The sequence below is a fragment of the Microvirga mediterraneensis genome, assembly GCF_013520865.1.
Classification (GTDB): domain Bacteria; phylum Pseudomonadota; class Alphaproteobacteria; order Rhizobiales; family Beijerinckiaceae; genus Microvirga; species Microvirga mediterraneensis.
The window spans coordinates 3,662,369-3,681,572 of the sequence record NZ_JACDXJ010000001.1; the positions used below are offsets into that span (position 1 = coordinate 3,662,369).

Annotated in this window: 13 protein-coding genes; 8 read left to right on the forward strand and 5 right to left on the reverse strand. The window is 66.3% G+C overall.

Translation table 11 applies throughout. The features are described 5' to 3' along the window. The first annotated feature begins 234 nt into the window (after positions 1-234). The 4 genes from H0S73_RS17440 (at position 235) to H0S73_RS26135 (ending at position 4,298) form a co-directional block, all read left to right on the forward strand. On the forward strand, positions 235-2,082 hold the full coding sequence (locus H0S73_RS17440) for a cation:proton antiporter domain-containing protein (RefSeq protein WP_181053329.1): 1,848 nt from the start codon (positions 235-237) through the stop codon (positions 2,080-2,082). A 113-nt stretch (positions 2,083-2,195) separates the two neighbouring features. Further along, a complete protein-coding gene (locus tag H0S73_RS17445) occupies positions 2,196-3,371 on the forward strand; it encodes a vWA domain-containing protein (protein ID WP_181053330.1) in 1,176 nt (391 codons plus the stop codon). Between the two features lie 61 nt (positions 3,372-3,432). Then, on the forward strand, positions 3,433-3,999 hold the full coding sequence (locus tag H0S73_RS17450; RefSeq protein WP_181053331.1) for a hypothetical protein: 567 nt from the start codon (positions 3,433-3,435) through the stop codon (positions 3,997-3,999). A 170-nt stretch (positions 4,000-4,169) separates the two neighbouring features. Then, positions 4,170-4,298, forward strand: coding sequence for a hypothetical protein (locus H0S73_RS26135; protein WP_281369183.1), 129 nt, complete (start codon positions 4,170-4,172; stop codon positions 4,296-4,298). Between the two features lie 97 nt (positions 4,299-4,395). On the opposite strand, the gene H0S73_RS17455 is transcribed toward H0S73_RS26135, so the two are convergent. Beyond that, positions 4,396-4,821 carry a universal stress protein gene (locus tag H0S73_RS17455; protein ID WP_181053332.1) on the reverse strand — a complete coding sequence of 142 codons (426 nt, stop codon included), beginning with the start codon at positions 4,819-4,821 and terminating at the stop codon, positions 4,396-4,398. A 15-nt stretch (positions 4,822-4,836) separates the two neighbouring features. Beyond that, a complete protein-coding gene (locus H0S73_RS17460; RefSeq protein ID WP_181053333.1) occupies positions 4,837-5,157 on the reverse strand; it encodes a 2Fe-2S iron-sulfur cluster-binding protein in 321 nt (106 codons plus the stop codon). A gap of 316 nt (positions 5,158-5,473) precedes the next feature. On the opposite strand from H0S73_RS17460, the gene H0S73_RS17465 reads away from it, so the two are divergent. Next, a complete protein-coding gene (locus H0S73_RS17465) occupies positions 5,474-10,213 on the forward strand; it encodes an apolipoprotein A-IV repeat region-like domain-containing protein (RefSeq protein ID WP_181053334.1) in 4,740 nt (1,579 codons plus the stop codon). 90 nt (positions 10,214-10,303) lie between these two features. Here H0S73_RS17465 and H0S73_RS17470 read toward each other — a convergent pair whose 3' ends face one another. Then, positions 10,304-10,912, reverse strand: a complete 609-nt coding sequence (locus H0S73_RS17470; RefSeq protein WP_181053335.1) for a flavin reductase family protein — start codon at positions 10,910-10,912, stop codon at positions 10,304-10,306. Positions 10,913-10,937: 25 nt separating this feature from the next. Then, positions 10,938-11,501 (reverse strand): nitroreductase family protein, encoded by a 564-nt coding sequence (locus H0S73_RS17475; RefSeq protein ID WP_181053336.1) that lies wholly within the window; start codon positions 11,499-11,501, stop codon positions 10,938-10,940. Positions 11,502-11,792: 291 nt separating this feature from the next. On the opposite strand from H0S73_RS17475, the gene H0S73_RS17480 reads away from it, so the two are divergent. The 3 genes from H0S73_RS17480 (at position 11,793) to H0S73_RS25815 (ending at position 16,872) form a co-directional block, all read left to right on the forward strand. Continuing rightward, positions 11,793-14,237, forward strand: coding sequence for a YfhO family protein (locus tag H0S73_RS17480; protein ID WP_181053337.1), 2,445 nt, complete (start codon positions 11,793-11,795; stop codon positions 14,235-14,237). A 16-nt stretch (positions 14,238-14,253) separates the two neighbouring features. Beyond that, positions 14,254-15,135 (forward strand): hypothetical protein, encoded by an 882-nt coding sequence (locus tag H0S73_RS17485; RefSeq protein ID WP_181053338.1) that lies wholly within the window; start codon positions 14,254-14,256, stop codon positions 15,133-15,135. 363 nt (positions 15,136-15,498) lie between these two features. Beyond that, the gene (locus H0S73_RS25815) at positions 15,499-16,872 is read left to right on the forward strand and encodes a CBS domain-containing protein (RefSeq protein WP_246389037.1); all 1,374 of its coding nucleotides are present in this window, start codon (positions 15,499-15,501) and stop codon (positions 16,870-16,872) included. A gap of 295 nt (positions 16,873-17,167) precedes the next feature. Here the strand turns inward: H0S73_RS25815 and thrS are convergent, their stop codons facing one another. After that, a complete protein-coding gene (gene thrS, locus H0S73_RS17500; RefSeq protein WP_181053339.1) occupies positions 17,168-19,180 on the reverse strand; it encodes a threonine--tRNA ligase in 2,013 nt (670 codons plus the stop codon). Positions 19,181-19,204 lie beyond the last annotated feature (24 nt).

A 19,204-nucleotide genomic window follows, 5' to 3' on the forward strand; every position in this document is an offset into this window, starting at 1 on the left:
CCGTCACGTCATGGCCGGCCTCGTGCCGTCCATCTCGATGCTGTGAAACGCTGCGCCTTTCCAATCGGGGTCACCGGCACAAGGCCGGTGACGACCTGGCGGATGTCAAACCAGAGGGCCACCTGCCGTTTCTCCATGCGCCCATGTCGCGCCCGCTATTCCGCTTTGCACTGCAATAAACCCTTGCGCATGTCCGGTCGCTAGAACGAAAATGGTTCGAACCGGAAGGAAGCAATGGCCGCTGCGATAGACTTGCAGTCTTATCAGGAACCTATTCTTTTTCTGGCAACGGCAGGCATCGTCGTCCCCCTGTTCCACCGGCTCCGAATCAGCCCGGTCCTGGGGTTTCTGGCGGCAGGCGCGTTGCTGGGACCCTATGGGCTCGGGCGGCTCATGCCGAGCCAGCCTTGGATCAACTGGATCACCTTCACCAATCCGGAGGGCACCTCGCGGCTGGCCGAATTCGGCGTGGTCTTTCTGCTGTTCACCATCGGCATCGAGCTGTCCTGGCAGCGCCTTCGCACCCTGCGGCGTCTCGTCTTCGGGTTCGGCTCCCTGCAGGTGCTCCTGGGCGCCCTCGTCCTGGGGCTGGCCTTCTACGCCTTCCGGACCGTCGAGACGATCACCGCGGCCACCATCGTCGGCCTCGCCCTCGCCCTGTCGTCCACGGCCATCGTGATTCCGGTCCTGGCCGAGCGGAAGCGCCTCAACACGGCGGCCGGGCGGGCCAGCTTCTCGGCCCTGCTGTTCCAGGACCTCCTGGTCGCGCCGATCCTGTTCGCCATCGCGGTGCTCGATACGAGCAGGCCCGAGGTAACCCCGTCGTCCTTTGCCATCCTGGTCCTGCAGGCGGTCGTCGCGCTGGTGCTGATCGTCGGCCTCGGCCGCTTGATCCTTCGCCCCTTCTTTCAGCTCGTCTCGACCACGAAAAGCCCGGAGCTTTTCATGGCGGCGTGCCTGCTCGTCGTGCTGGTGACCAGCCTGATCGCCGCCGTCAGCGGCCTGTCGATGGCCTTGGGCGCCTTCATCGCCGGCATCCTCCTGTCCGAGACGGAATACCGGCGCGCCATCGACGTCACCATCCAGCCCTTCAAGGGGCTGCTCCTCGGCGTATTCTTCGTCTCGGTCGGCATGAGCCTCGACTTTTTCCGCTTCCTCGAAGCGCCGCTTCTGATCCTCTCGTTGGCGGCTACGGTCATCGTCATCAAGGGCATCACCATCGTGGGGATCGCCCGCCCCTACGGCCTCAACACCGCGGAGGCGGCCGAGACCGGACTGCTCCTGGGTCCCGGAGGCGAATTCGGCCTCGTCATCCTGGGCGCCGCGATGATCGCCGGGCTCGTCCCTGCCGGGATCGGCCAGAACCTCCTTCTGGTGACGACCCTCACCATGGTGGCGATCCCGCTCCTGGCCCGGCTCGGGCAGCGCCTCGGCCGCAAGCTCGAGGTTCGCCGGCCGCTCGATCCGCTCGCGGCCGTCGCGCCGCCGACGGACGAGGTCGGCCGCGTCATCGTCGCCGGGTATGGGCGCGTCGGCCAGCTCGTCGCCGAAATGCTCGAACGGCACAAGGTGCCCTATCTCGCCATCGACCTCGACCCTGCCCGCGTCGCGTCGGAGCGAAGGGCCGGGAAGCCGGTCTATTACGGGGACGGAACCTATCCCGAGTTCCTGCGGGCCTGCGGCATCGACCGGGCGCCGGCCCTCGTCATCACCCTCGACACCGTGAGTTCCATCGAGGGGGTCGTGTCCGCCGCCCGGCAGGAATGCTCGGACATCACCATCGTGGCCCGGGCCCGGGATGCACGTCATGCGACGCAGCTCTACGAGCTCGGCGTGGACGACGCGGTGCCCGAGACCATCGAGGCGTCCCTTCAGCTCAGCGAAGCGATCCTGAGCGATATCGGGGTTCCCATGGGTCTCGTGATCGCGTCGATCCACGAACGGCGGGACGAATTCAGGGAAATCCTCCGGAAGAAGAACCCGAAGCGCGATCCGAACCGGGTCGTGTTCCAGGCGCGCCGGCGCGTCGGCAAACAGGCTCCCGAGGCCACGACCGAGCAGACCACCGAGGTTGAGGGCTGAACGGGGCTCTCGCCTCTTGACCTTACTGCGAAGGACGATGCGACGCTTAAGGGGTTGAACATCGGATCAATCCCAAAAGTGGACTCCACTTCCAGGTCCGATATTCTGACGCGATGTTCCTGAACTTCTTCACAGAGCTGCGCGCGGCCAAGGTGCCGGTCTCCTTCCGCGAATATTTGTCCCTTCTGGAGGCGCTCGACCGGGATCTTGCCGACAAGAGCGTCGAGGAATTCTACTATCTCTCCCGCGTCTGCCTGGTGAAGGACGAGCGGCATTTCGACCGGTTCGACCAGGTCTTCGCCCATGTGTTCAAAGGGATCGCCAGCATGGGCCACGCGGTCGACGAGGCCGGGATCCCGGAGGAATGGCTGCGCAAGCTCGCCGAGCGCTACCTCACGGACGAGGAGAAGAAGCAGATCGAGGCCATTGGCTGGGAAAAGCTCTGGGAGAATCTCAAGGAGCGCCTCAAGGAGCAGAAGGGTCGCCACCAGGGCGGCAACAAATGGATCGGCACCGCCGGAACCTCGCCCTATGGGGCCTATGGCTACAATCCGGAAGGCATTCGCATCGGCCAGGACAAGAACCGCAATTTCCGCGCCGTGAAGGTGTGGGACAAGCGCGAGTTCAAGGATTTCGACGACAGCGTCGAGCTCGGCGTGCGTAACATGCGCATCGCGCTGCGGCGCCTGCGCCGTTTCGCCCGCACCGGCTCGGCGGAAGAGCTCGACCTCGACGAGACGATCCACGAGACCGCCCACAAGGGCTATCTCGACGTGCGCCTGCGGCCCGAGCGGCGCAATGCCGTGAAGGTGCTGCTCTTTCTCGATGTCGGCGGCTCCATGGACTGGCACATCGAGATCGCCGAGGAGCTGTTCTCGGCGGCACGGCTCGAGTTCAAGCATTTCGAGCACTTCTACTTCCACAACTGCGTCTACGAGAACCTGTGGAAGGAGAACCGCCGGCGCTTCGACGAGGTGATCCCCACCCTCGACGTGATCCGCACCTACCCGTCCGATTACCGGGTCGTGTTCGTGGGGGACGCCTCCATGAGCCCCTACGAGGTCACCCATCCCGGCGGCTCGGTGGAGCATTGGAACGAGGAGCCCGGCCAGGCCTGGCTCGGACGCATCCTCGATCATTTCCCGAAAGCCGTGTGGCTGAACCCGGTGCCGCAGCCGCATTGGGCCTATACCCAATCCATCGGCCTGATCCGGCAGGCCTTCGGCGAGCGCATGTATCCGCTCAACCTCGAGGGCATCGATCACGCGATGCGCGAGTTGGTCCGATAGGTTTCATCCGGCAGCGCGGAAACCGGTTTGCCGAAAGATCCGCACGCAGATAAGAAACCGCATGACCCAGACCTACACCCACAGCCCCAAGCCCTTCGGCGGGCCGATTTCGTTCATCCTCAAGGGCGACAGGCTCACGGTGGATTCCGGCCGCAAGGTGCATGAGGTCCAGCTCGGCGCCGTCAGCACGGTCCGCATGACCTTCGAGCCCGGCCGGCTGGCGCAGAAATCCTTCCGGACGAAAGTGACCATGAAGGACGGCAAGTCCTTCACGTTCAACTCGCTCAACTGGAAGAGCCTGGTCGAGGCTCAGGAACTGACCCAGGAATACCGCGGCTTCACTCAAGCCCTGTGCGAGGCCATCGCGCGCGCCAATCCCCAGGCGCGGTTCGTGGCGGGAAAGCCCATGGGACTCTGGCTGCCCACCTCGGCGCTGGCCATCGCATCGCTGCTGGCCATGGCCTACCTGATCTGGCAGGCCATGCGGATGGGAGCGACGGGCGTCGCCCTGCTGGGCGCGCTCTTCGCCGTCGTGGGCGTGTGGCAGATCGAGCCGATGATCCGGCTCAACAAGCCCCGCCCCTTCCGGGCGGGCGAACTGCCGGCGGAGCTTCTGCCGAGGTCCTGAGCCTGACGTGGCGGCGCGGTGCCTGGTCCTCGTCAACAGGCCATATTCCCTGCCAGGGCTTTAAGGAGGCCTTCTGCCCGATAAGTTCGTTGACATACCCTCTTTATGAAATATTGTAACAAACAAGTGCCCGCAGAGGTACTTTCAGGACACCAGAAGAGGGAATGGTTATGAAACTCACTATCTGCATCAAGATCGCACTCGCCTTCGCCCTCATGGGATCGGCGGCAGCGATGTCGTTTCCCGGGGCGGAAGGAACCGTCGTGGCCCGCGCGGGCGATCCGTCCCAGTGGGGCTAGGCGTTCTGTCATCCTGAAGGAGACGCCCCTGATCATAGGGCAAGCCGGGATGCCTTCGGGCTCCCGGCTTTTTGTTGGCTTGAGGGGCAGCCCGGCGTTAGGCCCGCACCACCAGCACCGAGCACTTGGCGTGGCGCACGATGGTGGCGGCGTTGGAGCCGAGGAGATAGGTCGCCATGGTCGGCCGGTGGGAGCCGATGACGACGAGATCGGCGCCGGTCTTCTCGGCCTCGTCCAGGACCTCGTTGTAGACCGAGCCGAGCCGGACGACGGCGGAGACGCGCTCGGCCGGTAGGGCCACCCTGGCTGCCAGCTCGGCCAGCTTCTTCTCCGACTCGCCCTGCTGCTCGTCGTCGAAGGTCGGCGGCATGAACTCCATGTAGGTGACGGGCACGATGGCCCGCACATAGATCAGGCGCAGGGAGCCGCCCGACGCATTGGCGAGCTCGACGGCCTTGTCGATGGCGGGCTGCGCCTGATCGACCTCTCCGAGATCGACGGGAACCAGGATCGTCTTGAACATGGGCTTTCTCCGGATTCAGCCTTGACGGGTGGGCGTGTGAACGACGAGGCCGTCGAGTTCGGGCCGGACGCGGATCTGGCACGAGAGACGGGAATTGGGGCGCACATCGTAGGCGAAGTCGAGCATATCCTCTTCCATCGGCTGAGGCTGGCCGGTCGCGGCTTCCCATTCCTCTGCGACATAGACGTGACAGGTCGCACAGGAGCAGGCCCCTCCGCACTCCGCCTCGATGCCCGGGATGCCGTTGCGGATGGCGGTTTCCATCACGGTAGAGCCCTCCTCCGCCTCGACGGTGCGGGCTGTACCTTCGGCATCGATGAACGTGATCTTGATCATTGCGGACCTCTTCTTGTCGGCGCATACTTAAGACAGACTGCACCGGAAGACGAGAGACGGGCGCGAAACCTGCCGTCTTTTCGCCGTAATTTTCCCTGGTAGAGCAGGTTACTAAGCCGTTAACGACGTTCATAAATGACAGGGGACATCGGGTTTCCTTGTTGCAGATCGGCCGCTAGACTTGCTTGGTAAATAACAGATTACCGTGCGGAATCCCTTGAACGGGGCTCCGTGCCGGTTGAGGCCACGCATTCACCTCGTTTTTCAGGGAATGAAGCGGGCTCAACCATCATCAGTTGCGTCACGAGGGCGGATCATGGCGACCGAGAACAAGAAGATGAAGGACCCGGCTGAGGCGGCCCTGTCGGCTGTCGAGCAGGCACTCAACCTCGAAGAGACATTCGTGATCCATACGCCGGAGCGCTCGGGCAACAAGCCTTATGAAGAGCCCAAGCTGCCCGATATCGACGATCACGACTTCACCAAGGGTCCTTTCGGTCTCGGTTCCGATTCCCTGTCCGCCCAGGCAGACGACCATGACCCCAGGCTCGACGACATGGCCCGTTCCGGTTTCATCGCCCCCGACCGGAGCGCCGTCGCGAATGATGACCGCCAGAACATGGGCGTGATGCTGCAGGCCCTCCAGGTCCGCCCGTCCCGCCGCGCCTATTGGATCGCCGCCCTCGCCTCCCTGCTCTGGCTCGGCGGTATCGGGGCCCTGGTCTATGCACAGGGGATCACCACCCCCGAACAGCTGCTCGCCGCCTTCTCGACCTCGCAGTTGGCTCTCGGGGCCGTCGGGCTCGTGGCGCCGATCTTCCTCTTCTTCATCGCCGCGATGCTCACGATCCGCTCGCAGGAAATGAAGCTGGTCGCACGGGCGGTCGGCGAAGTCGCCGTACGTCTGGCTCAGCCGGAAAACTTCTCCACCGATGCGGTCCTGTCCGTTTCGCAGGCCGTGCGCCGTGAAGTCGCCGCCGTCGGCGATGGCGTCGAGCGGGCCCTGGCCCGCGCGGGCGAACTCGAAACCCTCGTGCGCAGCGAAATCTCGACGCTGGAGCGCGCCTATTCCGACAACGAAATCCGCATCCGCTCGCTCATCGACGAGCTCGTGGCGCAGCGTGAGGCCATCGTGTCCAACGCGGAGCGCGTGCGCGGCTCCATCACCGGCGTGCACCAGAGCCTGATCCAGGATCTCGACGGCGCCAGCGAGCGCGTCGTTTCTGCCGTCAGCGGCGCGGGCGACAAGGTCACCGCCTCGCTCGAACAGCAGGGCGATCACATCACGCAGGCCCTCGGCCGCGCCGGCGAACGCGTCGTCGAGGAAATGGCGAGCCGCGGCGTCGAGCTGGTGGAACGCCTGTCGGGCTCCAGCGAAGAGATCAAGAACGGCATCTCGGAGGTGGGCACCACCATCACGAGCGCGCTCGAGAGCAAGGCGCAGGACATCACGGGCGCCTTCGAGCGCACCGGCGACCTCCTGACCCGCCACCTGCAGGACGGCGCGAGCCAGGTCACCCGCACGCTCGCCGAAACCGGCCGCGGCGTGATCGACGCCCTCGCCCAGCAGGGCAACGACGTGCGCGAAGCCTTCGAGCAGACGGCCCGCACCCTCGAGGACAGCTTCGCCCAGCGCGGAGCCGAGATCACCGAGAAGCTGGCGGCCACCGGCGGCGTCATCGCCGACGATATCTCGGCCCGCACGACGGAAATGCGCGACCAGATCGCCACGGCGGGCGCCCTGGTGGGCGAGGAGATCGCGACACGCGGCACGCAGCTGCGCGAGCAGCTTTCAACGACGGGCGCCACGCTCGTCGAGGAACTCACCGCCAGCAGCAGCAATCTGCGCGAGGAATTCGCCCTCACCGCCGGATCCCTCATCGAGGAACTGGCGACCCGCGGCACCAGTCTGCGCGAGCAGCTCGCCACGACCGGAACGGGCGTCGTCGACGAGATCGTCCTGCGCGGCAACGAGTTCCGCGAGCGTCTTGCAACCACGGCCGCCGACGTCACCCGCGAGATCAGCGAGCGGGGCGGAGAAGTGCGCGAGCAGCTCGAAAGCGCCGTGCGCCTCGCCGACGAATCCATCGGCAACCGCGTCGAGGATCGGGCGCCCCGCCTCGAGACCGCGAGCCAGCGCGTCAGCGAATCCGTCACCGTCCAGGGCCAAGCGCTGGAGACCAGCCTCGCCGAGGCCGGCGAGCGCGTGTCGCTGCTCATGGGCAACCAGGTCGAGGAGTTCCGCACCGCCTTCGAAACGCGCGGCAAGGACTTTTCCGAGACGCTCGCTCTCCACACGGACGAGGCTCAGACCCGTCTCGCGACCACCGCCAAGGACATCGTCCTCGCCATCGCGTCGCAAGGATCGCGCGTCAACGAGGTGCTCAGCCGCACGGCGGAAACTCTTTCCACGACGGTCGACACCCGTACTCGCGAGATGGAAGAGGCTCTCGGCTCGCGCCTCACGGCCCTGGAGGGCGTCATGGCCCGCGGCGGCGAGATGGCCGAGCGCATGTCCCGCGACGTGGGCAGCCTGACCGAGACGATCAGCGGCCGCTTCGAGGAGATGGACCGTCTCATCACCGTGCAGGGCCGCGCCGTGGCCGAGACCTTCGCCGAGCGCGCCCGCGAGGCGACCACCGCCATCGAAACCCAGCTCGCCGCCCTGGAAGAGCACGCCTCACGGCGCAGCTCGGAGATCACGGTCAACTTCGACACCATCGTCGAGCGGGTCGACACCGTTCTCGGCGCCCGCGCCACGGCGCTCAACGAGGCCCTGGTGGTGCGCACCGGCGAGATGGCACGCGTGATGGCCGAAGGCGGACGCGACGTGGCGGCCTCGCTCCAGGCGCGTGTCGACGAGATCAGCCAGGCGATCAGCGCCAAGACGAACTCGATTGCCGATACCCTGTCCTCCAGGGCCGAGCAGATCGGCGTATCCCTCGACAGCCGCATCGCGTCGATCAACGAGGTTCTCGGCAGCCGCGCCGACGAGATCACGGAAACCCTGGGCACCCGCGCCTTCGAGATCAACCAGACCCTGGGAAGCCGCGCCGAGGAAATCGCCAACGCGCTCAACCAGAGCGTCACGATGCTCGAAGACCGGGTCGTCAACCGCCTCAGCGGCGTTGCCGAGACCATCGACGAGCTTGGACAGGCCGTTCTCGGCTCGCTCACCAGCCGCATCGGCGAGATCCGCTCGATCTTCGACACGGAAGGCGCATCCCTCGTCGAGAACCTGGGTAGCCGTGGCGAAGTGATCGGCCGCGAAGTCGCCGCCATCAGCGATACGACGCTGCGCAGCCTCGAAGAGCGCAGCAGCACCCTGCTCTCCTCTCTGCAGGATCGCACGATGGAGCTGACCGCCTCCTACATGCAGTCGACGGAGGCCATGCGCAGCGCCCTCGACCTGGGCACGCAGCAGACCGTCGAAGCCCTCACCGGCACGAGCGACCGCCTGCGCGGCGAGCTCACCGACGTGCTCGGACGCCTTCAGGACGCCAACCGCCTGCTCCAGCAGGTCGCGGCCTCGGCCAGCAGCAATCTCGGCGCCGTCGAGGACGGGTTGGCCGGGCGCGTCCAGCACATCGAGTCGCTCTTGACGGAGATCGCCACCCAGACGGGCCGCGCGTCCGATCAGGTAGGCGATCAGGTCGATGCCCTGCGCAGCGTATCCTCCGGAGCCATCCAGCAGGCGCTGGAACTGGCCCAGAGCCTCGAGGAGCGCGGTCGCACGCTGACCGACACCACCCACGAGCAGATGCGCACCCTCACCGAGGCCACGACCGCTCTCGAGCGTGTCGAGGCCCGCATGAGCGAAGCCCTGTCCGGCCGCCAGCAGGCCCTGGACGAGCTTCTCGGCCGTATCAACGCGCGGGCTCAGGATCTCGAATCCGCCACGCGCTCCTTTACGACCCTGCTGGAAGGCTCGCTCGAGAACGCCGACGCGAAGGCGCGCCAGCTCGGCTCCGTCCTCGCCGCTGCCGCCGATACGGCGACGAACGCCATCGGCGAGCAGTTCGAGCGCATCCGGTCCAGCACGGGCGAGGAGAGCGCCCGCACGGCCGCTGCCCTGCGCGCCAATTACGAGCAGGCCGCCGCCGAGATGGCCCAGGCCCTCGGCAGCGCCACCGCGAAGTTCCGCGACACGATGGGCGAGCTGCGCGGCATGACGGGCCAGATCCAGCGCGAGTTGGAGGCGACCCGCGCCGAGCTGCGCCGCGGCGTCGTGGAGCTGCCGCAGGAGACGCAGGAAGCCAGCGCCAACATGCGCCGCGTCGTCGCCGACCAGATCAAGGCTCTCAACGAGCTGTCCGCTCTGGTATCGCGCTCCAACCGTCTGGTCGATGCCGCTCCGGCCGCCCAGCCCCGCAAGGCCGCCGTCAACGAGACGCCCGTCGCCGCCACCATGGCCGCCGTCGCGGCCGCGGTCGAGCAGCGGATCGCGCAGAATCCGGCCCCCGCCCCTGCCGCGACGGTCGCCCGTCAGGCGGAGCCCAAGCCCGCTCCTGCCCCGACGCCTGCGCCTGCACCGGTCCCCGCGCGCCCGGCTCAAGCCCCGGCTGAGCGTCCGGCTGCTCGCCGGGAGGAGGCTCCCGCCCGCGACGCCGGCAATCGCGGCGGTTGGCTGTCGGATCTCCTGAACCGCGCCTCCCGCGACGAGGCCGTCGAGCCCGCCCGTGCACCGGCTCGTACCGACCGCGCCCGCACCAACAGCCTCGAATCCCTGGATTCGATCTCGGTCGACATCGCCCGGATGATCGATCACGAGGCGGCCGTCGAGCTGTGGGACCGCTACCGCCGGGGCGAGAGCAACGTGTTCACCCGTCGCCTCTACACCCTGCAGGGTCAGCAGACCTTCGATGAGATCCGCCGCAAATACCGCCGCGACGACGAGTTCCGGCAGACGGTGGACCGGTACGTGGAAGAGTTCGAGCGTCTGCTGTCGGAAGTCTCCCGCGACGACCGGGACTCCATGCTGACGAAGACCTATCTCACGTCCGAAACCGGCAAGGTCTACACCATGCTGGCCCATGCCAGCGGCCGGTTCGATTGAGGCGATTGACGCTTCATACAGACATGAAAAACGCGGCCTTCGGGCCGCGTTTTTTGTTGAGGCGCCACCTCGCTCGCTTGGGCGCCGGTGTCAGCCGCCGGGGCGCGTGATCGAGAACCTGGTCTCCGGCGTCGCCACGAAATAGTCCCGGTAGCCGGAGCGGGCGATGGGGCGCATGGCGGCGGTGTCGACGAGACCGTTCACGATGTAGCGGTCGTCGATGTGGATGCCCACGACCTGCCCGATCACGAGGTAATAGGACGGGTCGCCCCCGCCCAGGGGATTGAGCGGCACGGTCTGCAGCCACTTGCATTCGAGTGCCGCAAGGGCATCGGCCACCCGTGGCGGCTTCACGAGCCGGGAGGGAGCGGATTTCAGGCCCGCATGGTCCATCTCGTTCTCGCCGCGCGGCAGAACGGCCGACGTGACGTTCATCTGCTCGCGCAGGTCATAGGTCGCCAGATTGCAGACGAACTCCCCAGTCTCCTCCACGAAGGTGAGCGCATCCTTCTTGCCGGCGGACGAGAACGCCACCATGGGCGGGCGCTCGGACACGGCGTTGAAGAACGAATAGGGCGAAAGGTTCACCTCTCCTTTAGCGCTCATGGTGGTGATCCAGCCGATGGGCCGGGGCGTGACGATGGCCTTGAAAGGATCGTGCGGCAGGCCGTGGGCGTTGGTCGAGGTTTCGTAGAACATGAGGGATCAGCTACCGGCGAGTTGTTCAGAAACGCGTCACGATGTCAGCCAGGGCGGGACGGTCGCGGTCGGTCGGCGTCTCCTTGGCCGTTCCGATATGCACGAAGCCGGCGATCCGTTCATGGAGCTTCAGCCCCAGTGCGTCGAGCACACGCCGGTCGAAGGCTGCCCATCCGGTAAGCCAGGAGGCGCCATAGCCGAGAGCGGTCGCTCCGGTGAGGAGGTTCATGCAGACCGCCCCGGCAGAGAGAACCTGCTCCCAGTCCGGGATCTTCGCATGCGGCACCACGCGGGACACCACCGCGACGACCAGGGGGGCGTTGGAGAAGCGCTCCCGCTCGGCCGCGACCTGCTCGGCGCTGGCATTGGGATTATCCGCCTGGAAGGCCGTCGCAAGCACCTCGCCGAGGCGCCCTCGAGCCTCGCCCTGGATCAGGATGAAGCGCCAGGGAACGAGCTTGCCGTGGTCCGGCACCCGGGATGCGACCTTAAGAAGCGTTTCGACTTCCTGCTCGGACGGCCCCGGCTCGCCCAGCCAACGCGGAGGGACGGAACGGCGCTGCAGAAGGCGGGAGATACTATCATTCATGGGATCTTCATCCGGCGTGAATAATGTGGAACAATGTAGATGGGTGCTAAAGGCGGCAGGTCAGGAAAGCCCCGGCTTGCCATCGTCTCGCCGTCTTGCTGCGTTTGAGGAAGCGCGGGCATCCCGAAAACACATCGCTGAACAAAAGAAACAGCAGCGGATGTATAGGGGGAGTGCGGTCAGACGCCAAGCAGGTTTCCAGCCATGGCGGACCCGGGGGGCGTGCGCGTGCAGGCCGGTCGATGGGTCTCGTGGCGAGAGATGAGTGGGCGGGATGCCGCGTTGAGTGCAATGCAGACATCGATTTCCGGACTGGATAGTCCAGCGTCCCTGCCAGCCTGGTCGCAGCGCCAGGTTCTGACGGCTTTTGCCCTTATCCTTGCGGCCTGGGCCCTGGCGGTCTCCATCTGGCCCCTGACCGGGACAGTCGTTCCCTGGGATTCCAAGAACCAGTTCTATCCCACCCTGCGCTACCTGGGCAGCGCCCTCGCCAACGGTGAGCTGCCCCTGTGGAACCCCTACCATTTCGGCGGGCATCCCTCGGCGGCGGATCCGCAGTCGCTGCTTTTCACGCCCACCATGCTCCTGTTCGGATGGCTCGTCCCCGAGCCGTCCATGCAGCTCTTCGACATAGTCGTCTTCGCCCATTTCCTGCCCGGAGCGCTGGCCTTCGTGCCCCTGTTCCGCCGGCGGGGATGGCACCCGGCGGGCGCCGTGGTGGCGGCTCTCGTCTTCATGCTCGGCGGCTCCGCCACGGCCCGGCTCCAGCATACCGGCATAATCTTCAGCTACGGCTTCTTCCCCCTCGCCTTCTGGCTCCTCGAAGAGGCCCTGGACCGCCGCTCCTACCTCTATGGCCTGCTCTTCGCGGTCAGTGCGGCCATGATGGTCATCGGGCGTGACCAGGTCGCCTTCCTCTGCGGCCTGACGCTCATCGCCCTGGCTGCGCAGCGGATCTGCACCGCGCCTCGCTCTCTGGTCTATCTCAAGTCCCGCCTCGGGCTCTTGGTCTTCATGGGGCTGATCGGCGGCGCGCTTCTCGCCGTTCCGATCGTACTGACGATGCAGTTCCTCGCCACCTCGACGCGCCCCTCCTTCGGGTTCGGCGTGGCGGCCATGGGGTCCCTGCCCCCGGAGAGCCTGGCGACGATCCTGTTCGGCAACGTGTTCGGCTCCCTGCGCTGGACCTACGATTACTGGGGGCCGGACTGGCACAGCCTGTCCGAGGGAACCTGGACCGACCGGGCGACGAACTACCTGTTCATCGGCACGGTCCCGGCTCTGCTCCTGCTCTGGCACGGGGTGGCGGGCGGTCGCCTGTTCGCCCGCGAGTTCCGCTTCTTCCTCGTGATGGGGATCGCGGCAACGCTCTATTCGCTCGGGCGCTATACGCCCGGCTTCGTCATGATCTTCGATCACCTGCCGGGTGTGGACCTCTACCGCAGGCCGGCCGACGCGACCTTCCTCATCAACATCGCCCTGGCCTTCGCGGCAGGCTATCTCGTCCATCGCTATGCGACGGAGGGGCTGCCGCAATGGAACCGGTCGGCCCTCGGCCGGCTCTGGGTGGCTCTGCCGCTCCTCGCCCTTGGCCTCGTGGCTGCGGCCGTCGCCAGCGCCATGGCCTTCGCCGTCAAGGGCGGCTTCGTCTCCCCGGCCCTGACGGAAATCGGCGTGAGCCTTGCCGTGGCGACCCTCGCCATCGTGGTCATCACCCGGATGAGCGGTGCATCGCGCTGGCGCGAAGCCATCGCCCTCGTGCTCGTGACCCTGACGGGCGCGGAGCTGATCGGCCGTCACGCGGCTTCGGCCCTGAATGCGGAGCCCGCCGAGCGCTACACGATTTTCACGAAGCTGCCGCCGGAACAGTTGCAGGGCCTGCAGATCCTCAAGCGCGAACTCGCCGACCGCCATGCGAGGGGCGAATATCCCCGCGTCGAGATCCTCGGCCTGAAAGGGGCGTGGCAGAATGCGTCCATGGTCCTCGGGATCGAGGACACCATCGGGTACAACCCGCTGCGCCTCGCCGATTACGAGCGCGCGATCGGCCCCGGCGAGAATGCGGAAGACCCCAACCTGCGCAGTTTCCCGACGAGCTTCAGGGGCTACAATTGCGAGCTCGCCAGCCTTCTCGGGCTCGATTACGTCGTGCTCGACCGACCCGTGGAGAAGCTGCCGCGCCATTTCCCGCGCCTGACCGATGCCGAGATCGTCTATGGGACGGGGCGGATGTGGATCTACCGCCTGAACACCTCCGTTCCGCGCGCCTACGTGGCGCATCACGTCTCGCCCGTGAATTCGGAGGATGTGCTGGGCGAAGACGAGCTGCCGGAGTTCAATCGCGAGACGGAAGCCCTCATCGACAACGAGAGCATGCCCCTGCTCAAGGCTCCCTACACGGCGGCCGGGGCCGCGTCCGATGAGTCCAGGGGACAGGCACGCATCGTCAGCTACAGGCGCAACTCGGTCGTCCTCGATGTCGAGAGCAGCGACAACGGCATATTGGTGCTGCACGACATCAACTATCCCGGCTGGGAGGCCTGGGTCGATGGCGAGCGCCGGCCGATCCTGCGCGCCAACCTTCTGTTCCGAGGCGTCGAAATCGGCCCCGGACGCCATCGGGTCGAGTTCCACTTCCGGCCGATGTCCCTCGAGAATCTGGTTGCGGCCGCCTCCGATCTCGTCAAAAGCGAGGGCCAGCGGATTCAGACGGCGGTCGCCTCGCCGCCCCCATGAGAACCCATTTCAGCCGATGCCCTTATTTGACAAACAGCCTTTTGCCATTCTCGGTCTTCTCAGCCTGATCGCAGCCGGGCCCGTCCTGGCGCAGTCACCCGCCGTTCCCTCCATGTCGCAGAACCTCCCGGCGATCTCCGTCGGGCAGGTGGTGCTGAATGCCGGAGCGAATTTCGCGGGAAGCAACGAGCCGATCCGCTCGGGCCTGGTGTGGCGGATCTTCGAGGATCGCGGAGATGCGTCGCAGCCCAATATCGTCGCCCGCTCCACGAGTCCCGCGCCGAGCTTCACCCTGTCGCCCGGCAACTACATCGTCCACGTGGCTTACGGCTTCGCGAGCGCGTCGAAACGCATCAGCGTGCAGCGCGGCAACCTCAACGAGCGGCTCGCCATCAACGCCGGAGCCCTCCAGCTCAAGGGCGCCGTGAGCGGAAGCCCCATTGCGGCGAACCGCCTCTCGTTTTCCGTCTACGTGCCGGAGGCGCAGAATTCCGAAGGCCGGCTCGTGATCGCCGACGCCAAGGCCAACGACATGATCCGCCTGCCCGAAGGCACCTATCACGTGGTCTCCACCTATGGCGACGCCAACGCCATCATGCGCAGCGACCTGAAGGTGGAATCCGGGCGCGTCACGGAAGCGACCCTCAACCATCGCGCCGCCATCGTGACGCTGAAACTGGTCGGCTCCGCGGGCGGCGAGGCCTTCGCCGGCACGGCTTTCAGCGTGCTCACCCCAGGCGGCGACGTGATCCGCGAGGCCATCGGCGCCTTCCCTTCCGTCACCTTGGCCGAGGGCGAGTACGTCCTGATCGCCCGTCACGAGGGCAAGGTCTATACCCGCGAGTTCAAGGTCGAAAGCGGGCTGGACCGGGACATCGAGATCATCTCGACGCCCTGACATTCTCGTCATTCTCCCCATCCTTCGAATCGTGTGACCCATGGAGCGGCAGCGGCCCACCTCTCACAGGTGGGGAGAGGACGAGCGCAGCGAGGGCGAGGGGGAGAGCGCTCTCCGGATGGACCTGTAACCCCTCACCCGCGCCAGACCCTCATGGGCTTTCGCTCTCGTCATCAACTTTTGCCCGATCCTACGAGGGGGAACGCGCGTGCATTGCATCGTAACTCGGGAGTAAGCTTCCCACTCGACTTCCGAGGACCGCTGAACCTTTCCCGCCTGGCGGCATTGACCGACAGCCTATGATTGGTCGCGCCGCCCATGAGCCTGAACTCCCAAGGCGTGACCTTGCTGGAGAGGAAGCTCATGAAAATCGCAGAGATCATGACCCGCAACGTCCGCGTGGTGAGTCCGGATCGGACCATCCAGGAAGCGGCGCGTCTCATGGACGAGATGAATGTCGGCGCGCTGCCCGTCTGCGACGGACGCCGCCTTCGGGGCATGGTGACCGACCGCGACATCACCGTTCGAGCGACGGCCGCCGGCCTCCCTCCCGATACGACCCGGGTGCGGGACATCATGTCCGACAATGTCTGGTGGTGCTTCGACGACGACGATGTGGGTCACATCGTCGAGCTGATGAGCGACCATCAGATCCGCCGCCTGCCGGTGGTCGATCACGACAAGCACTTGGTCGGGATCGTGGCGCTCGGCGATCTCGCGACGGACCGCGAGGGCGACGCCTCCCGGGCGTTGCACCGCATCTCCACGCCCTCCGAACCCGACCGCACCGGCACCCCGACATCCGCCCGTGCGGATCAGACCCGAGGCGGCGGACGCGCCCGCCTGACCGGCGACGAACGCCGCGAGCTGGATCGGCGAATGAGAAACGACGATGACGATTGGCGCCACCGCCCGCACGACTATCACGAGGACAGGCGCGGACGGGCCGAGCGCTCCCGCAATCCCGGACGCGAGCCGTTCCGCTTCCGCGAGGAGGACGACGTGCGCGCCGCCTTCGGCAGCTTCGGCTATCCCGGCGAGGAAGGCGCCCGCAACGCCCGCATGCGCGGCGGCTACGGCGGCGAGGGCTACCAGAGCTACGGCGACGAATATGCGGGACGCGGCTCCGCCGGCCGGGGCTATCACCCGAAGCGCTTCGGCGCCTCGACGATCACCGGCGAGCGCGCCCGTCCCGGCGACGACAGCAGCGAGAACGATCGCCGCATGCAGGACCGCGAGCGCACCTGGAGCCTCGTGAACGAGAGGCGGGACCACAGCAATTACGGCGTGGGTCCCGGCAACACCCGCTTCGGCAACGACGCCACCGCCAGCCGGGGCGAGGTCCGCCGGGGCGAGCATCAGGGACGCGGCCCGAAAGGCTACCAGCGCTCGGACGAGCGCATCCGCGAGGACATCAGCGAACGCCTGACCGACGATGCCATGATCGACGCCTCGGAGATCGAAATCCAGGTCCAGAACCGGGAGGTGACGCTCACCGGCACCGTCCGCGACCGCAACGAGAAGCGGCGCGCCGAGGATCTGACGGAATCCGTGTCGGGCGTGAGCCACGTGCAGAACAACCTGCGCGTCGGCCAGCGGCAGGGCACGCACGCCACGGGCACCGAGGCAGGCGATGCGGGCGCAGCGACCGGCAACCCCGGCAGCGGCACGGCGGGAACGACCGCCGGAACGGCTTCGGGTGGTCGCACGACGGGGCGGCAGCGGCAGACGAGTTGATCCGTCCGATCAACTCCACCCTCAGCGTCATTCCCGGCCGGAGCGTCAGCGGAGGGGAAGGGAATCCACGATCAGGCGCAACGCTCTGGATCCCCTTCCCGCACTGCGCGCGCCGGGGATGACACCCATCACGTCATCACCGGCCTCGTGCCCGTGATCTCGATTGGAAAAGTGCATCGCTTCACGGAAACGGGATGGCCGGCACACGGCCGGCCATGACGTGGGAGTTATGGTTTCAACAGAAAAGGCGGCGCTTCCTTTCGGAGGCACCGCCTTTCCTTCATCCGATCAGATTTTATGCGACCGTCCGCTCGACCACGTGATGTCCGTCGAGGGTGGCATGGCCTTCCGGCTCCGATACGGCCTTGGCCTGGCGTCGGCGGTCCGGCGTGACGGCCTCGGCGGCGAGAACCTTCAGGGCCTCGTCGAGGGTCATGGTCTGCTGGTTGGGGCTGCCCAGGCGGCGGATCGACACCGTCCGCTCGGCGGCCTCCTTGCGGCCCACCACGAGAAGCACCGGGACCTTCACGAGCGAATGCTCGCGGACCTTGTAATTGATCTTCTCGTTGCGGAGATCCGCCTCTACGCGCAGGCCTGCGGCCTCGGCGGCGCGCACCACTTCCATGGCGTATTCATCGCCCTCGGACGTGATGGTGGCGACGACCGCCTGCACGGGCGCGAGCCAGAGCGGGAAGTGACCGGCGAAATGCTCGATCAGGATGCCGGTGAAGCGCTCCATGGAGCCGCAGATCGCGCGGTGCACCATGACGGGCGTCTTCTTCTGGCCGTCCGCGTCGACATAGAACGCGCCGAACCGCTCCGGCAGGTTGAAGTCCACCTGCGTGGTGCCGCACTGCCAGTCGCGGCCGATGGCGTCGCGCAGCACGTACTCGAACTTGGGCCCGTAGAAGGCGCCCTCACCCGGGTTGATCGCCGTCTTGATGCGCCCGCCGGACTGGTCCTCGATCTGCTTGAGCACGCGGGTCATCACGTCTTCCGCATGATCCCACATTTCGTCGGTGCCGACGCGCTTCTCGGGACGGGTCGAGAGCTTCACGACGATCTCGTCGAAGCCGAAATCGGCATAGGTCGAGAGGATCAGGTCGTTGATCTTCAGACACTCGGCAGCCAGCTGATCTTCCGTGCAGAAGATATGCGCGTCGTCCTGCGTGAAGCCGCGCACGCGCATGAGGCCGTGCAGCGCGCCCGACGGTTCGTAGCGGTGCACGTTGCCGAACTCGGCCAGGCGCAGCGGCAGATCGCGGTAGGACTTCAGGCCGTGCTTGAAGATCTGCACGTGCCCCGGGCAGTTCATCGGCTTGATCGCGAAGACGCGGTCGTCCTCGGTCTGGGTCGCGAACATGTTCTCGCGGTACCAGCCCCAGTGGCCGGAGGTCTCCCAGAGGGCCTTGTCGAGGATCTGCGGCGCGTTCACCTCCTGGTAGGTGCCCTTCAGGCGGCGGCGCATGTAGGAGATCAGCTCCTGGAACACCGTCCAGCCCTTCGGGTGCCAGAAGACGACGCCCGGCCCCTCTTCCTGGAAATGGAACAGGTCCATCTCGCGGCCCAGGCGGCGATGGTCGCGCTTCTCGGCTTCCTCGAGCTGGCGGATGTAGTTGTCGAGATCCTCCTGGTTCGCCCAGGCGGTCGCGTAGATGCGGGTCAGCATCGCGTTGTTCGAGTCGCCACGCCAATAGGCGCCCGCCACCTTCATGAGCTTGAAGGCGTTGCCGACCTTGCCCGTGGAGGTCATGTGCGGGCCGCGGCAGAGGTCGAACCAGTCGCCCTGGAAGTAGATCTTGAGGTCCTGGCCCTCCGGGATCGCGTCCACGAGCTCGACCTTGTAGGCCTCGCCCTTCTCGGCGAACACCTTCTTGGCCTTGTCGCGGCTCCAGACCTCTTTCGTGAAGGGCTTATCCCGCGCGATGATCTCGCGCATCTTCGCCTCGATGGCGGGGAAATCCTCGGGCGTGAAGGGCTCGTTGCGGGCGAAATCGTAGTAGAAGCCGTTCTCGATCACGGGACCGATGGTCACCTGTGTGCCGGGAAAAAGCTCCTGCACCGCTTCCGCGAGCACGTGCGCGGCATCGTGCCGGATCAGCTCCAGGGAACGGGGATCCTCGCGGTTCAGGAATTCGATCCTGGCATCGCGGGTGATCGGATCGCCGAGATCGGCGACCGTGCCGTCGAGGGCCATGGCGACCGTGCGCTTGGCCAGGGACTTGGCAATGCCTTCCACGATCTCGCGGCCGGTGATGCCGGATTCGTACTGGCGCTCGGCGCCATCGGGGAATGTCAGGGTAATCATCAAAATGTCTCCTGGCTCACTCCT

Bases quoted from the DNA above. Each gene is read 5' to 3' on its own strand.
- H0S73_RS17440 (WP_181053329.1), top strand. From the start codon at position 235: ATGGCCGCTGCGATAGACTTGCAGTCTTATCAGGAACCTATTCTTTTT.
- H0S73_RS17445 (WP_181053330.1), top strand. From the start codon at position 2,196: ATGTTCCTGAACTTCTTCACAGAGCTGCGCGCGGCCAAGGTGCCGGTC.
- H0S73_RS17450 (WP_181053331.1), top strand. From the start codon at position 3,433: ATGACCCAGACCTACACCCACAGCCCCAAGCCCTTCGGCGGGCCGATT.
- H0S73_RS26135 (WP_281369183.1), top strand. From the start codon at position 4,170: ATGAAACTCACTATCTGCATCAAGATCGCACTCGCCTTCGCCCTCATG.
- H0S73_RS17455 (WP_181053332.1), bottom strand. From the start codon at position 4,821: ATGTTCAAGACGATCCTGGTTCCCGTCGATCTCGGAGAGGTCGATCAG.
- H0S73_RS17460 (WP_181053333.1), bottom strand. From the start codon at position 5,157: ATGATCAAGATCACGTTCATCGATGCCGAAGGTACAGCCCGCACCGTC.
- H0S73_RS17465 (WP_181053334.1), top strand. From the start codon at position 5,474: ATGGCGACCGAGAACAAGAAGATGAAGGACCCGGCTGAGGCGGCCCTG.
- H0S73_RS17470 (WP_181053335.1), bottom strand. From the start codon at position 10,912: ATGTTCTACGAAACCTCGACCAACGCCCACGGCCTGCCGCACGATCCT.
- H0S73_RS17475 (WP_181053336.1), bottom strand. From the start codon at position 11,501: ATGAATGATAGTATCTCCCGCCTTCTGCAGCGCCGTTCCGTCCCTCCG.
- H0S73_RS17480 (WP_181053337.1), top strand. From the start codon at position 11,793: ATGCAGACATCGATTTCCGGACTGGATAGTCCAGCGTCCCTGCCAGCC.
- H0S73_RS17485 (WP_181053338.1), top strand. From the start codon at position 14,254: ATGCCCTTATTTGACAAACAGCCTTTTGCCATTCTCGGTCTTCTCAGC.
- H0S73_RS25815 (WP_246389037.1), top strand. From the start codon at position 15,499: ATGAAAATCGCAGAGATCATGACCCGCAACGTCCGCGTGGTGAGTCCG.
- thrS (WP_181053339.1), bottom strand. From the start codon at position 19,180: ATGATTACCCTGACATTCCCCGATGGCGCCGAGCGCCAGTACGAATCC.